Origin of the sequence: Streptomyces sp., assembly GCF_050698815.1 — a bacterium.
In the GTDB taxonomy this organism is placed as follows: Bacteria; Actinomycetota; Actinomycetes; order Streptomycetales; family Streptomycetaceae; genus Streptomyces.
Genome location: NZ_JBOHCV010000512.1, coordinates 1 through 13,793, shown reverse-complemented (window position 1 = coordinate 13,793; position 13,793 = coordinate 1). Strand labels below are relative to the sequence as shown.

General features: G+C 71.2%; 16 protein-coding genes and 3 tRNA genes. 6 read left to right on the top strand and 13 right to left on the bottom strand.

All coding sequences use genetic code 11. The features are described from left to right. The coding region (locus tag ACRDP3_RS18390) for a DAK2 domain-containing protein (protein WP_431518055.1) at positions 1–928 on the bottom strand (928 nt) is incomplete at its 3' end. A gap of 425 nt (positions 929–1,353) precedes the next feature. On the opposite strand from ACRDP3_RS18390, the gene rpmB reads away from it, so the two are divergent. Continuing rightward, positions 1,354–1,539, top strand: coding sequence for a 50S ribosomal protein L28 (rpmB, locus tag ACRDP3_RS18385; RefSeq protein WP_027751466.1), 186 nt, complete (start codon positions 1,354–1,356; stop codon positions 1,537–1,539). An 87-nt stretch (positions 1,540–1,626) separates the two neighbouring features. Here rpmB and thiD read toward each other — a convergent pair whose 3' ends face one another. Further along, complete coding sequence (gene thiD, locus ACRDP3_RS18380) at positions 1,627–2,445, bottom strand: bifunctional hydroxymethylpyrimidine kinase/phosphomethylpyrimidine kinase (protein WP_431518054.1); 819 nt, start codon at positions 2,443–2,445, stop codon at positions 1,627–1,629. A gap of 38 nt (positions 2,446–2,483) precedes the next feature. After that, positions 2,484–3,452, bottom strand: coding sequence for a thiamine-phosphate kinase (locus tag ACRDP3_RS18375; RefSeq protein ID WP_431518053.1), 969 nt, complete (start codon positions 3,450–3,452; stop codon positions 2,484–2,486). A gap of 272 nt (positions 3,453–3,724) precedes the next feature. On the opposite strand from ACRDP3_RS18375, the gene ACRDP3_RS18370 reads away from it, so the two are divergent. Further along, positions 3,725–3,958, top strand: a complete 234-nt coding sequence (locus ACRDP3_RS18370) for an Lrp/AsnC family transcriptional regulator (protein ID WP_431518052.1) — start codon at positions 3,725–3,727, stop codon at positions 3,956–3,958. A gap of 20 nt (positions 3,959–3,978) precedes the next feature. Continuing rightward, entirely contained in the window at positions 3,979–4,485 is a 507-nt protein-coding gene (locus ACRDP3_RS18365; RefSeq protein WP_431518051.1) for a DUF3515 domain-containing protein, read from the top strand. Between the two features lie 210 nt (positions 4,486–4,695). Here the strand turns inward: ACRDP3_RS18365 and ACRDP3_RS18360 are convergent, their stop codons facing one another. Genes ACRDP3_RS18360 through ACRDP3_RS18350 form a run of 3 tightly spaced genes read right to left on the bottom strand, consistent with a single transcriptional unit; the run spans position 4,696 to position 7,680 of the window. Beyond that, entirely contained in the window at positions 4,696–5,832 is a 1,137-nt protein-coding gene (locus tag ACRDP3_RS18360; RefSeq protein ID WP_431518050.1) for a D-alanine--D-alanine ligase family protein, read from the bottom strand. Positions 5,833–5,872: 40 nt separating this feature from the next. Further along, positions 5,873–6,874 carry an NAD(P)H-dependent glycerol-3-phosphate dehydrogenase gene (locus ACRDP3_RS18355; protein ID WP_431518049.1) on the bottom strand — a complete coding sequence of 334 codons (1,002 nt, stop codon included), beginning with the start codon at positions 6,872–6,874 and terminating at the stop codon, positions 5,873–5,875. Continuing rightward, positions 6,871–7,680, bottom strand: coding sequence for a lysophospholipid acyltransferase family protein (locus ACRDP3_RS18350; RefSeq protein WP_431518048.1), 810 nt, complete (start codon positions 7,678–7,680; stop codon positions 6,871–6,873). The genes ACRDP3_RS18355 and ACRDP3_RS18350 overlap by 4 nt, the downstream gene beginning before the upstream one ends. Positions 7,681–7,976: 296 nt before the next feature. Between ACRDP3_RS18350 and cofC the strand changes: the two genes are divergently transcribed. Continuing rightward, a complete protein-coding gene (gene cofC, locus ACRDP3_RS18345) occupies positions 7,977–8,645 on the top strand; it encodes a 2-phospho-L-lactate guanylyltransferase (protein ID WP_431518047.1) in 669 nt (222 codons plus the stop codon). Positions 8,646–8,720: 75 nt separating this feature from the next. Further along, on the top strand, positions 8,721–8,924 hold the full coding sequence (locus ACRDP3_RS18340) for a hypothetical protein (RefSeq protein ID WP_431518046.1): 204 nt from the start codon (positions 8,721–8,723) through the stop codon (positions 8,922–8,924). A 114-nt stretch (positions 8,925–9,038) separates the two neighbouring features. On the opposite strand, the gene ACRDP3_RS18335 is transcribed toward ACRDP3_RS18340, so the two are convergent. The 4 genes from ACRDP3_RS18335 to leuC all read right to left on the bottom strand — a co-directional run bounded on the left by ACRDP3_RS18335 (position 9,039) and on the right by leuC (position 12,368). Next, positions 9,039–9,737, bottom strand: a complete 699-nt coding sequence (locus tag ACRDP3_RS18335) for an HU family DNA-binding protein (RefSeq protein WP_431518045.1) — start codon at positions 9,735–9,737, stop codon at positions 9,039–9,041. Positions 9,738–9,861: 124 nt separating this feature from the next. Further along, entirely contained in the window at positions 9,862–10,116 is a 255-nt protein-coding gene (locus ACRDP3_RS18330; protein WP_431518044.1) for a hypothetical protein, read from the bottom strand. 213 nt (positions 10,117–10,329) lie between these two features. Next, the gene (gene leuD, locus ACRDP3_RS18325) at positions 10,330–10,923 is read right to left on the bottom strand and encodes a 3-isopropylmalate dehydratase small subunit (protein ID WP_431518043.1); all 594 of its coding nucleotides are present in this window, start codon (positions 10,921–10,923) and stop codon (positions 10,330–10,332) included. Positions 10,924–10,928: 5 nt separating this feature from the next. Next, on the bottom strand, positions 10,929–12,368 hold the full coding sequence (gene leuC / locus ACRDP3_RS18320; RefSeq protein WP_431518042.1) for a 3-isopropylmalate dehydratase large subunit: 1,440 nt from the start codon (positions 12,366–12,368) through the stop codon (positions 10,929–10,931). Between the two features lie 196 nt (positions 12,369–12,564). Between leuC and ndgR the strand changes: the two genes are divergently transcribed. Beyond that, on the top strand, positions 12,565–13,284 hold the full coding sequence (gene ndgR / locus ACRDP3_RS18315; protein WP_431518041.1) for an IclR family transcriptional regulator NdgR: 720 nt from the start codon (positions 12,565–12,567) through the stop codon (positions 13,282–13,284). Between the two features lie 63 nt (positions 13,285–13,347). Here ndgR and ACRDP3_RS18310 read toward each other — a convergent pair. From ACRDP3_RS18310 to ACRDP3_RS18300, 3 genes are all read right to left on the bottom strand, one after another. After that, a tRNA-Glu gene (locus tag ACRDP3_RS18310) sits at positions 13,348–13,420 on the bottom strand. Positions 13,421–13,449: 29 nt separating this feature from the next. Beyond that, positions 13,450–13,522: transfer RNA gene (locus ACRDP3_RS18305), tRNA-Glu, on the bottom strand. 51 nt (positions 13,523–13,573) lie between these two features. Then, a tRNA-Gln gene (locus ACRDP3_RS18300) sits at positions 13,574–13,645 on the bottom strand. Positions 13,646–13,793 lie beyond the last annotated feature (148 nt).

The following is a 13,793-nucleotide window of genomic DNA, read 5'->3' as shown; positions in this document are numbered from 1 at the left end:
GGCCCGCACCGATGCCCGCCTCCACGGCCGCGCCGGCGTCGTCGACGTGCACATGCACGCTCCACAGTCGGTCACCGCCGCCGACGACGAGTGAGTCGCCGAGGCCGTCCAGGCGTTCCCGCAGGGCGGCGACGGCCGCGTCGCCGGCCTCGAGGAGATACATCACCTCGTACGACGGTCCGCCCTCCCCCTTCGGTCCGGCCGCCCCGGGCACGTCCGACAGGCCGCCTTCGGGCGGACCGTGCAGCTCCAGGATTTCGCGGGACCGGAGCGGGGTGCCGGGGTCCGTCAGCGCGTCGGCCAGGGCGCCGAGCACTGCGACCAGGCCGCTGCCACCGGCGTCGACCACTCCGGCCCGGCGCAGCACGTCCAGCTGTCCGGTCGTCTCCGACAGCGCGGTACGGGCGCCCTCGTACGCGGCACGCGCCACCGCGTCCGGCTCCTCTCCGGCTGCGCGGGCGGCCGCGGCGGCCGCGGCCCCGGCCACGGTCAGCATCGTCCCCTCGACGGGGTGGGCCACCGCCCGGTAGGCGGACCGCGCCGCCTGCCGCAGTGCCTCGGCCAACCGGTCTCCGTCACCGGTGTGTTCATCCTTCTCCGGGCCGTCTCCCGCGCCGTAGACCTCCGCCATGCCACGCAGCAACTGGGCCAGGATCGTGCCGGAGTTGCCGCAGGCACCGAGCAGCGCACCGCGGGCCAGGACACGGAGCGGAGGCCCGGGTGATCCGGGGGACCCGGATGGCCCGTGACCGTCCGCCTCGAGGTCGCGGGCGGCCGCGTCCAGCGTGCGGTAGAGGTTGGTGCCCGTGTCGCCGTCGGCCACCGGGAAGACGTTGATCGCGTCGATCTCCTCCCGGCCTTCACCGACCGCCTCCAGAGCGAGCGCGACCCATGCCCGTACCGCCGTGGAGTCGAACGGGTGCGGCACGTGAGAACCTCCTACGGTCGGTAACACTGACGACTTCCCGAAGGTTAGTGCCCCTCCCGGCAAGCTTTGCCCTGTCGCGCCGTCCATCACGCACGCTCGCCGCGTTGGCCAAAAGCCCTGGTAGCTCCGCTACAAGGACTTCCGGCCGCCTTGCGATCGCACGCACTGGACGACGCTCCCCAACGGGCAAACATTGCCGGTCACGACACTAGATCCTGACCGGCGAGTAGCACCCCTCTCCCCCGGGAACACCCGTTCCGCAGCGGGCGGCTGTGGGCTGGTTTCGCCGTTCGTGAGCAGCCGTTGTATGCTGCTCCGGTTGCCTGATGACTATCGGGCGTCATTTCCTCCCTGGCAGTGCCGGTCAGTCTCTGTGCCGGTGTCGCCGGGAATTTCCGTACCATCTGAAGTCTTTGGAGTGACCCGTGGCTGCCAACTGCGACGTCTGCGGCAAGGGGCCGGGCTTCGGCAACAGCATCTCCCACTCGCACCGCCGCACCCCGCGTCGCTGGAACCCGAACATCCAGCGCGTGCGTGCAGTGGTCGGCGGGACGCCGAAGCGCCTCAACGCCTGCACCTCGTGCATCAAGGCCGGCAAGGTCTCGCGCTGACGCAGCGCGGCCACCTAGCTGGTTGCTTCAAGGACCGGTCCATCTCACGACGGACCGGTCCTTTGCTGTGCGGTCAGTGCTGTGCGGTCAGCCGGTGCGGAGCCGCCAGGCGTGGTCGACCGGGCCCAGGCCCGCCCCCAGCGGGAAGCCCGCCGCGATCGCACCCGTGACGTACTCCTTGGCCGCGCCGGCCGCCTCCGGTACCGACGCCCCGCGCGCCAGCTGCGCCGCGAGGGCACTGGCGAGGGTGCAGCCGGTGCCATGGGTGTGCCGGTTGTCGTACCGGAGTGCGCGCAGCCAGTACTCCTCACGGCCATCGGTCAGCAGGTCGACGGCCTCGCCGCCGGCACGCAGGTGACCGCCCTTGATCAGTGCCCAGCGGGGCCCGTACGAGAGCACCGCCGCGGCGGCTTCCCGCAGGCCGTCCTCGTCTGCGACGCGTACGCCCGTGAGCTGGGTGACCTCGTCGAGGTTGGGGGTGACGACGGTCGCCGTCGGCAGCAGCTCGGTGCGTACCGATTCCAGAGCGTCCTGGGCGAGTAGCGAGTCGCCGTGCTTGGAGACCCCCACCGGGTCGATGACGACGGGCACGGACACCCCGGCGAGCAGCCCGGCCACCGTCCCGACCAGCTCCGCCGACGCCAGCATCCCGGTCTTGACGGCCTGGACGCCGATGTCGTCGACGACACTGCGGAACTGGGCCCGCACGGCCTCGGCCGGCAGCTCCCAGTAGCCCTGCACACCAAGGGAGTTCTGCGCGGTCACGGCGGTGACGACGCTCATGCCGTGCGTGCCCAGCGCCAGCATCGTCTTGAGGTCGGCCTGGATGCCGGCGCCGCCGCCGGAGTCGGAACCGGCGACGGTCAGCACGCGTGGCGGCGCGGATGCGGGTATGGGTGTGTCCATACCCGCGACCGTAGCCGGGCGGCGCTCCCCGGTTTCCGTCAGCCCTGCTCCCCGCCGCCGAAGTGGTCCCAGCCGCCGGCCTTCTCCCAGGGCGCGCCGTCCACCGTCACCTGGGAATGAGCCGTCGGCCCGAGCACTTCGCCGATCTTGCGCCAGCGCGCCGGGAGCTTGGTGTCGGGCGGGAAGGTCGCCACGAGCGCGTGGTCCTCGCCGCCGGTGAGTACCCAGTGCAGCGGGTCGATGCCGACCGCCTGTCCGATGTCCGACATCTGCGCGGGCACGTCCAGGTCGGCCGAGCGCAGATCGATGCGGACCCGGCTGGCGTCCGCGATGTGGCCGAGGTCGGCGACGAGGCCGTCGCTGACGTCGGTCATCGAGGTGGCACCGAGCCCGGCGGCGGCGGGGCCCGCGTGATAGGGTGGTTCGGGCCGCCGGTGCGCCTCGACGAAGGCGCGGGGCGAGCGGAAGCCGCGGGAGAGCACCGCGTGGCCGGCCGCCGACCAGCCCAGCCAGCCGGTGACGGCGACGGTGTCGCCCGGCCGGGCGCCGGAGCGGGTCACCGGTTCATGGTTGCGCATGTCGCCGAGCGCGGTGATGGAGACGGTGATGACGTCGCCGCGTACGACATCGCCGCCGACGACGGCCGCGGAGGCGACCTGGGCCTCGTCGCGGATGCCGTCCATGAGTTCCGTCGGCCAGTTCGCGGGGAGTTCGGCGGGGACGACGAGGCCGAGCAGCAGGGCGGTGGGCACCGCGCCCATCGCGGCGATGTCCGCGAGGTTCTCGGCGGCGGCCTTGCGTCCCACGTCGTAGGCCGTGGACCAGTCGCGCCGGAAGTGCCGCCCCTCCAGCAGGATGTCGGTGCTCGCCACCACCCGGCGGTCCGGCGCCGCGATCACCGCCGCGTCGTCGCCGGGTCCGATGTGCACGGCGGGGGTGGTGGTGAGCCTGGAGGTCAACTCCCGGATCAGGCCGAACTCTCCGAGCTCACCCACGGTGCCCGGCATTCGCGGGTACCCCCCGTGATACTCCCCGTTCAGCTCCCGCATCGCTCCGCCCCTTCACCTGTCGCCATTCGTCCCCCGGCCGCCGTCACCGGTACCCCGCGCTGCCGCCTCGACTCCTGCCCGGGCAGCCGCCTCCGGCAGACCTGAGGAAGCCCCCGGCTCACCGGGTCGCCGTCACCGACCGTGCGTCGGGTCTCCCCCGCGGTAGCGGCGACGCGGTACCGTGGCGTCCCCTCTCCCTCCATGATCCTCGCAACCGCCCTGGAGGTTCCGTGGTACAGGCGTACATCCTGATCCAGACCGAGGTCGGCAAGGCGTCGACCGTCGCCGACCTCATCGCCAAACTGCCGGGCATCATGCACGCCGAGGATGTGACCGGACCCTACGACGTGATCGTGCGCGCACAGGCCGACACGGTCGACGACCTCGGCCGCATGGTCGTCGCCAAGATCCAGAAGGTGGACGGCATCACGCGCACCCTGACCTGTCCGATCGTCCATCTCTGACTCCCCCGTATGCTCACCCGGTGAGCGCTTCGCACCGCCGGGTATCTGTCACCGTCGCCGTCGCCGCCCTGGTCACAGCCTTGGCCGTCGCGTTGGTCGCCGCGGGCTGCACGGCCTTGGCCGGCGGTGGCCCGGCGGCGCCCAGCCCGTCGGGCAAGGCGGCGGCGTCGTGCAGGTCGCTGCACGACCGGCTGCCCGAACGCGTGGCGGGGCAACAGCGGATCACGCTCGACCCCGCCTCGAAGTACACGGCGGCGTGGGGCGATCCGGCCATCGAGCTGCGCTGCGGAGTGCCGCGACCCGAGAGGCTCTCGCCCAGTAGTGAACATTACAACCCCACGGCGGAGGCCGCGGAAGTCAACGGCGTCTCCTGGCTGCTGGAACAGCAGGACGAGGGGTACCGCTTCACCACCACGGACCGCACGGCGAACGTCGAGTTGACGGTCCCCGACGCGTACGCGCCGGAGATCGGCGCGCTGACCGACCTCGCGTCGGCCGTACGGGCATCCGTACACCGCCGCGCCTGACGACGCGCGGAGTCCCTTTCGGGTCGGCGCTCCCCACAGCTGAAGTCCCGCACAGCGGACGTTCCGCGCAGCGGTGTTCCCGCAGGGCGGGAAGTCCCCGCACGGGAGAGAGTTTCCACGCAGCCGGGTGGCTCCGGCACAGCGGGATGTCCCGTACCGGGGCGCACGCAGCGGGATGGGGGCTCGCCGCGCGGCAGGCGCGCCGCCGCGTTACCGCAGGCCCGTCTCCCGGCGGAGCGCCGCCTGGATGAGTCGGTCGACCAGCTCGGCGTAGCTGACGCCGCTCTTCTGCCACATCCGCGGATACATCGAGATGGGCGTGAAGCCCGGCATCGTGTTGATCTCGTTGATGACGAACTCACCGTCGTCCGTGAGGAAGAAGTCCGCTCGGACGAGCCCTTCGCAGGAGGCGGCCTCGAAGGCCCGTACCGCCAGCTCCCGCACCCGGTCGGTCTCCTCCGGCGTGAGCGGCGCGGGCACAATGCCGGAGGCCGAGTCGATGTACTTCGCCTCGAAGTCGTAGAAGTCATGCGCGCTGACCGGGGGAATCTCCGCCGGCACGCTCGCGCGCGGGCCGTCCTCGAACTCCAGCACACCGCACTCGATCTCGCGACCGCTGAGCAGCGCTTCCACGATCACCTTGGGGTCGTGGCGCTGTGCCTCGGCGACGGCCTCGTCCAGGCCGCCGAGCTCGTCGACCTTGGTGATGCCGATCGAGGAACCGGCCCGGGCGGGTTTCACGAAGAGCGGCCAGCCGTGTTCGCCCGCCAGGTCCACGATCTTCTTGCGCGCCCCGCCCGGGTCCGCGGTCCACTCACGGGGCCGGATGGTCACGTACGGACCGACCGGCAGCCCGAAGGACGTGAAGACCCGCTTCATGTACTCCTTGTCCATGCCGACGGCGGAGGCGAGGACGCCCGCGCCGACGTAGGGCAGGCCGGACAGCTCCAGCAGTCCCTGCAGGGTGCCGTCTTCGCCGTACGGGCCGTGCAGCATGGGGAAGACGACGTCGACCTCGCCGAGCACCTTGGGCACGGAGCCGGGCTCGTTGTAGGTCACCTCGCGGCTGCCGGGGTCGAGGGGCAGCAGCACGCCGCCCGAATCGGACTCGGCCAGCTCGGCGACGCTGGGCAGCTTGCGGTTCTCGATCGCCATCCGCTCGGGTGCGTCGGCGGTCAGTGCCCAGCGGCCGTCCGTGGTGATGCCGATGGGCAACACCTCGTACTTCTCGCGGTCGATGGCGGCGAGTACGGCGCCGGCGGTGACCACCGAGATGGCGTGCTCGGAGCTGCGGCCGCCGAAGACGACGGCGACGCGGGGTTTGCGGGAGGGGTTCTGGCTGCTCATATCGCGCTGACTTTACCTGCTGGTACCCGAGGCGTCAGGGTCAGACGCGTTCGGCTTTCGCGCTGCGCGCCATCAGTTCCTTGAGCGCCACCAGCGGCGGCTTGCCCTCGTGCACGATGCCGACGACCGTCTCGGTGAGCGGCATCTCCACCCCGTGCCGCCGGGCCAGTTCCCGTACGGACTCGCAGGACTTGACACCCTCCGCGGTCTGCCGGGTGACCGCGATCGTCTCCTGGAGGGTCATGCCGCGGCCGAGGTTCTTGCCGAAAGTGTTGTTGCGGGAGAGCGGCGAGGAGCAGGTGGCGACGAGGTCGCCCATGCCGGCGAGTCCCGCGAAGGTGCGCGGGTCGGCGCCCATCGCCAGCCCGAGCCGGGTCGTTTCGGCGAGTCCGCGGGTGATCAGGGACCCCTTGGCGTTGTCACCGAGGGCCATGCCGTCGGCGATGCCGACCGCCAGCGCGATGACGTTCTTGACCGCGCCGCCCAGTTCACAGCCGACGACGTCGGTGTTGGTGTACGGGCGGAAGTAGGGCGTGTGGCAGGCGGCCTGCAGCCGCTGGGCCACGGACTCGTCCACGCAGGCCACGACCGAGGCGGCGGGCAGCCGGGCGGCGATCTCCTTGGCCAGGTTCGGCCCGGTGAGCACCGCCACGCGCGCGGGTTCCACCTCGGCGACCTCTTCGATGACCTCGCTCATCCGCTTCGCGGTGCCGAGTTCGACGCCTTTCATGAGGGAGACCAGGACGGTGCCGGGGTGCAGCAGCGGAGCCCAGCCGGCGAGGTTGCCGCGCAGCGTCTGCGACGGCACGGCGAGCACGGTGAACTCCGCGCCGTGGGCCGCCTCCGCCGCGTCGGTGGTGGCGGTCACGGCGGCGGGGAGTACGACGTCCGGAAGGTAGTCGGGGTTGACGTGCCGGGTGTTGATCTCGTGGGCCAGTTCGGGGCGGCGGCCCCAGAGGGTCACCTCACAGCCCGCGTCGGCGAGCACCATTGCGAAGGCGGTGCCCCAGGAACCGGTGCCGAATACGGCCGCTTTCGTCACGCGTTCTCTCCCTCGGCGGCCCCGGGGGCCCCCGCGTCCCGTGGTGACCGCTGCGTCGGTGCTGCCTGCTGTTCTGCCTGCTGCCCGGTGGGCTCGGCGGTGTTGCGGTAGTCGAAGCGCGCGGTGGGAGCGGGCTCCCCGCGGATCTCGGACAACTCCGTGGTGATCGCGTCCATGATGCGCTCGGTGACCTCCCGCAGCACCGCGGCGGTCGCCTCCTGCCCGTAGAACTCCGAGAGATCGACGGGCGGCCCGGCCTGCACCGTCAGGATCTGGCGGTGCAGGAGCTTGATGTCCCCCCGCTTCGGGTACGGCGGCACGGCGAGGTTGGCGCCCCACTGCGCGACCGGGATGACCGGGGCCTTCGTCGCCAGCGCGACCCGGGCAGCGCCGGTCTTGCCCTTCATCGGCCACATCCCTGGCTCCCGCGTGAGAGTGCCCTCGGGGTAGAACGCCACGCACTCGCCCTTGTTGACGGCCTCGACGGCGGCACGGAAGGCGCCTATGGCGTCCTTGGACTCGCGGAAGACGGGAATCTGCCCCATACCGCGCAGCATCACGCCCAGGAGACCGCCCCTGAACAGGCTGACCTTCGCCAGAAACCGCGGCACGCGTCCGGTGTTGTACTGGAAGTGGGCGTAGGAAAGCGGGTCGAGGGCCGAGTTGTGATTGACGACGGTGATGAATCCACCGTTTTCCGGAATATGTTCCATTCCGCGCCAGTCCCGCCTGAAGAACACCCTCAGCGGCGGTTTCAGCAAAAACGCGGCAAGGCGGTACCAGAAGCCGATTCTGCGGCGGGACACCCGGACACCATCTCCTCTTGCCTGTTCCAACAGCCACGTGGGTCCCCGGCGGCGGTGCGGTACGCCGCGCACGGGGCCTCCCGGGGGGAGCGGGTCGCCACCGGCCGCGCTGTGCCCCGGGCACAGCGGGCGTGGACCTGCCCAGCGCGGCGGACGTGGGTCCTCCCCGACGCGCGAGGGGCAAGTCTCACCCCCCACCCCCCGCCGTGTCGAGCACACGTCCCGCGGCGCAGCGGGTCCCGCCTGTCGAACACCGTAACCCCGGGTGTGCGGGGCCGGTCCGGCAGCGGGTGAGAATGACGGTGATGCAGCACCGTGCGACGCCCCCGACGTGGACCCTCGTGGTGCCCTTGAAGCCGCTCCCGCTGGCCAAGAGCAGGCTCAGCGGCACGACGGACGATGCCGCGCGCGCCGGACTCGCGCTCGCCTTCGCTCAGGACACGGTGAGCGCGGCGCTGGCGTGCGCCGCGGTGCGCGATGTGGCAGTTGTCACGGACGATCAGCGCGCGGGAGCGGAGCTGGGCGCCCTGGGAGCGCGGATCGTGCCGGACACTCCGGACAACGGCCTCAACGCGGCCCTGACGCACGGTGAGGCGGTGGTGCGCGCCCGCACCCCGGACGCGGCGCTGGCGGCGCTCAACGCGGATCTGCCCGCGCTGCGCCCCGCGGAGCTGGCACAGGTGCTCGATGCGGCGGCCCGCTTCCCGCGCGCCTTCCTCGCCGACGCCGTGGGTACGGGCACCACGTTGCTGTCGGCGCTGCCGGGCCACGCGCTCGCCCCGGCCTTCGGCCTCCGCTCACGCGAGCGGCACCAGGCGTCCGGGGCGGCGGAGATCGCCCTCTCCGGCGTGCGGAGCGTGCGCCAGGACGTCGACACGGGTGCGGACCTCGCGGAGGCTGTGGCGCTGGGCGTGGGCGCGTTCACGGCCCGGGCCCACCTGGGCGCGGGAGCCGCACCGGCCTGATCCCGCCCGCCGCCCGGCAGGGGCGGCCAGGGCGGCACGGGAAGGGCGGCCGGGACAGGTCGTAAGCTCGGCGGCATGCAGGCCACTTCGTACACCTACGATCCCGACACCCGCTCCGGCAGCGTGCTGCTCGACGACGGGACGCCGCTGCCCTTCGACGCCGCCGCCTTCGACGCGGGCGACCTGCGCCTGCTGCGCGTGGGCCAGCGCGTGCGCGTGGAGGTCGAGGGAGAGGGCGAGGAGCGCCGGGTCACGTTCGTGACGCTGCAGACGCTCTGAGTGGCCCGAGGGGGCTGGGGAACCGAGGCACCCGAGGGGGAGCAAACGCCCGCCGGGCCGGGCTCCCCCATGGGAGTCCGGCCCGGCGCTGTGGGGGCGGGGTCCTCGTCGCGGTCAGCGCTTGCGCGCCGTGGCCCGCGTGGCGGTGGTCTTGCGGGCCGCCGACCTGCGGGCCGGCGACTTCTTGGCGGTGCTCTTCCTGGCCGGGGACTTCTTGGCGGTCGCCTTCTTGGCGGTCGTCTTCTTGCCCGTGGTCTTCTTGGCGGTCGCCTTCTTCGCGGTCGTCTTCTTGGCCGTGGTCTTCTTCGCGGTCGCCTTCTTCGCGGCCGTCTTGGCCGCCGTGGTCTTCTTGACCGCCGCCTTCTTCGCGGGTGCCCGCTTCGCGGTGGTCTTGGCCGCCGGCCGCTTCGCCGTGGTCTTCTTCGCCGCGGACTTCTTCGCCGCGGCCCGCTTGGTGGCGGCCTTCTTGGTGGAAGTGCCGCCCATCAGGCTGCCCTTCGGCGCCTTCTTCACGGCGACGTCGTGCTTGGGGAGCTTCTTCGCTCCACTGACGAGCTCCTTGAACCCGGCGCCCGCGCGGAACCGCGGCACCGAGGTCTTCTTGACCCGCACCCGCTCCCCGGTCTGCGGGTTGCGGGCGTACCGCGCCGGGCGGTCCACCTTCTCGAAGGAGCCGAACCCGGTGACCGAGACCCGCTCACCTCCGACCACGGAGCGGACGATCGCGTCCAGTACGACATCAACCGCGTCGGCGGCCTGCTGCCGTCCACCGAGCTTGTCTTGGATTGCTTCGACGAGCTGCGCCTTGTTCACGTCTTCCCCTTCGGAACTATTGCAGGAACGAATGTCTCAAGCTTTTTCGCACGCTAGGCAGATATATACCGCGAATCAAACATGAAACGGGCGAATCACCCTTGTGTCGCAACGAAGTCGCCCCTCAACGACTTCCGTCACGGCCCTTGCCTGCCTGTTCCTCGGGGAAGCGCCCCTCGTCGATATCCGTCATCAGGCGGTCCACCCGGCGGGCCGCGTCGGCGAGATCGTGCTTCGAAGCCGCCGTGATGACGAGCAGTTTCCGGGTCAGCGCCACCCGTACGCCCTCGGGGACTTGCAGCGTGCGCACCCTGGTGTGCGCCTCTTTCAAGCGGGCGGCGAGGCGGTCGTAGAGCTCGAGTTGGCCGTCGCGTTCCATGCACCGATTGTGCCATCTGAGGTGAGTTGTCGCCTGTTGCGACGCCAACACGCGGACGCGCCCCCCGCCGTGGGCGGGGGGCGCGCGAGGTGTGGTGGGGCTGAAGAGGCGTGGAACCGGACCGAACCAGCGTGGAATCCGCGCGGCAGGAGGCGCCGAACGGGTGGCGGCCCGGGTCCCGCGGGCCCTCCGGTCAGGTCGGCCGGGCCGGCGTCAGGCCTGCTGCGTCAGCGGCTTGAACGCCGGCCGCTTCGCCTCGTACTCCGCGATGGCGTCGTCGTTCTGAAGGGTGAGGCTGATGTCGTCGAGCCCTTCCAGCAGCCGCCAGCGGGCGTTCTCGTCGAGTTCGAAGTCGGCATCGACGCCCGGGGCCAGCACCTTGCGCCGGACAAGGTCGACGGTCACCTCGGCGGCCGGGTCGGACTCGGCCAGCTCCCACAGGGCTTCCACCGTCTGCTGCGGCAGTACGACCGTGAGCAGGCCGTTCTTCAGCGAGTTGCCACGGAAGATGTCCGCGAAGCGGGGGGAGATGACGGCCTTGAAGCCGTAGTTCTGCAGCGCCCAGACGGCGTGCTCGCGGGAGGAGCCGGTACCGAAGTCCTGCCCCGCGACCAGCACCGTGCCGCCCGCGTGGGCGCTCTGGTTGAGCACGAACTCCGGGTTCTTGCGCCACGCCTCGAACAGCCCGTCCTCAAAGCCGTCCCTGGTGACCTTCTTCAGCCAGTGAGCGGGGATGATCTGGTCGGTGTCGACGTTGTCGCGGCGCAGCGGAACGACTCGCCCGGTGTGTGTGGTGAAGGCTTCCATCGCTCTCATACTCCAGCGGGCTCGGTGGACGGGCTGTGCGGACCTGCGGCCAGGTCGGCCGGGGAGGCGAGGTGTCCCAGCACCGCCGTCGCGGCGGCGACCTGCGGGGAGACCAGGTGGGTGCGACCGCCCTTGCCCTGCCTGCCCTCGAAGTTGCGGTTGGAGGTGGAGGCCGCGCGCTCACCGGGCTTGAGCTGGTCGGGGTTCATGCCCAGGCACATCGAACAGCCCGCGTGCCGCCATTCGGCCCCGGCCGCGGTGAAGACCTTGTCCAGGCCCTCCTCGACGGCCTGCAGCGCGACCCGTACGGAACCGGGCACGACCAGCATCCGCAGACCGTCGGCGACCTGCCGCCCCGACAGTACGGACGCGGCCGAACGCAGGTCCTCGATACGGCCGTTGGTGCAGGAACCGACGAAGACGGTGTCGACGGCGACCTCCCGCAGCGGCTGGCCGGCGCTGAGCCCCATGTACTCCAGCGCCTTCTCGGCGGCCACCTTGGCGCCCGCGTCCGCGAAGGACGCCGGGTCCGGCACCGAAGCGGACAGCGGTGCGCCCTGGCCCGGGTTGGTGCCCCAGGTCACGAACGGCGCCAGCTCGCCGCCCTCGATGATCACCTCGTGGTCGAAGACCGCGTCCTGGTCGGAGCGCAGCGTCTTCCAGTACGCCACCGCCGCGTCCCAGTCCTCGCCCTCCGGGGCGTGCGGCCGGCCCTGTACGTAGTCGAACGTCGTCTCGTCCGGGGCGATCATCCCGGCCCGCGCGCCCGCCTCGATGGACATGTTGCAGATGGTCATCCGCGCCTCCATCGACAGCTTCTCGATGGCCTCGCCGCGGTATTCGATCACGTAGCCCTGGCCGCCGCCGGTGCCGATCTTCGCGATGATCGCCAGGATCAGGTCCTTGGCGGTGACGTCGTCGGGCAGCTCGCCGTTGACGGTGATCGCCATGGTCCGGAACGGCGCCATCGGCAGCGTCTGGGTCGCCAGTACGTGCTCGACCTGGCTGGTGCCGATGCCGAACGCCAGCGCGCCGAACGCCCCGTGCGTGGAGGTGTGCGAGTCACCGCACACCACCGTCGTCCCCGGCTGGGTCAGGCCCAGCTGCGGCCCCACCACGTGCACGACGCCCTGCTCGACGTCGCCCAGCGGGTGCAGCCGCACGCCGAAGTCCGCGCAGTTCTTGCGCAGCGTCTCCAGCTGGGTGCGGGATACCGGGTCGGCGATGGGCTTGTCGATGTCGAGGGTCGGGGTGTTGTGGTCCTCGGTCGCGATGGTCAGGTCGGTGCGGCGCACCCGGCGGCCGTTCTGCCGGAGCCCGTCGAAGGCCTGCGGACTGGTCACCTCGTGCAGCAGGTGCAGATCGATGAAGAGAAGGTCCGGCTCGCCTTCCGCGCGCCTGACGACATGGTCGTCCCAGACCTTCTCCGCGAGTGTCCGTCCCATCGCTTTCCCTTCGGCCGGCCGCGTCGCCGACCACATGTCGAGATCCATTGGGCACGCACCGGCCTTGCCGGCGGGTCCGTCTCCCCCGTTCCCCGGGGTCCGGGCGTGCTGCCACGTGTGCCGCGCCACTCCAGAGTGGCGGGTGGCGCCGAAAAAGGAACTTGCGTTTCACACTCTGAGACGCGAGTATCGACGCATGGACAACTCTAGCGGTGTCGGCGTTCTCGACAAGGCGGCTCTGGTACTGAGCGCTCTGGAGTCCGGTCCGGCCACCCTCGCCGGGCTGGTCACGGCGACCGGCCTGGCGCGCCCCACGGCACACCGGCTGGCGGTGGCCCTGGAGCATCACCGCATAGTGGCACGGGACATACAGGGGCGGTTCATCCTCGGCCCGAGGCTCGGCGAACTGGCCGCCGCCGCGGGTGAGGACCGGCTCCTCGCCTCGGCCGGCCCGGTGCTGACACACCTGCGCGACGTGACGGGCGAGAGCGCCCAGCTCTACCGGCGCCAGGGCGAGATGCGCATCTGCGTGGCCGCCGCCGAGCGGCTGTCCGGATTGCGGGACACCGTCCCGGTCGGCTCGACCCTGCCCATGAAGGCGGGCTCCGCCGCGCAGATCCTGATGGCCTGGGAAGAGCCGGAGCGGCTGCACCGGGGCCTGCAAGGGGCCCGCTTCACGGCGACGGCGCTCTCGGGCGTACGGCGACGGGGCTGGGCCCAGTCGGTGGGCGAGCGGGAACCGGGCGTCGCCTCCGTCTCCGCGCCCGTACGCGGCCCGTCCAACCGCGTGGTCGCGGCGGTCTCGGTCTCCGGACCCATCGAGCGGCTGACCCGGCACCCCGGCCGGATGCACGCGCAGGCGATCGTCGACGCGGCGGCACGGCTGAGCGACGCGCTGCGCCGGACGACGGCCTGACAGGCCTGTCGCACGCGAAAGGCCCTTCCCGCGGGAAGGGCCTGCTGCCGATCAGTGATCGAGTACCCCCGACCGGATTCGAACCGGCGCTACCGCCTTGAGAGGGCGGCGTGCTAGGCCGCTACACAACGGGGGCCTTCATGCGGTTCACGTGAGGTGAACCAGTACCCCCGACCGGATTCGAACCGGCGCTACCGCCTTGAGAGGGCGGCGTGCTAGGCCGCTACACAACGGGGGCCTCGATCTTGCCAACTTCACAGCACACAGAGTGCGTTGAACGAAGATCGCGCTGGGCTACCAGGACTCGAACCTAGACTAACTGAACCAGAATCAGCCGTGCTGCCAATTACACCATAGCCCACCAAAACGCAACCCCTGGTGTGGGGATCTTGTCCGGGTGGCCGCTTCCCGGTCTGGCCTCGCGGCCTCGCCCCGTTCAACGACAGGAGGAACATTACCTGATCGTGGACAGTGCTCCAAAACGGGTTCCCGGCCGCGTTTCAGGCTCC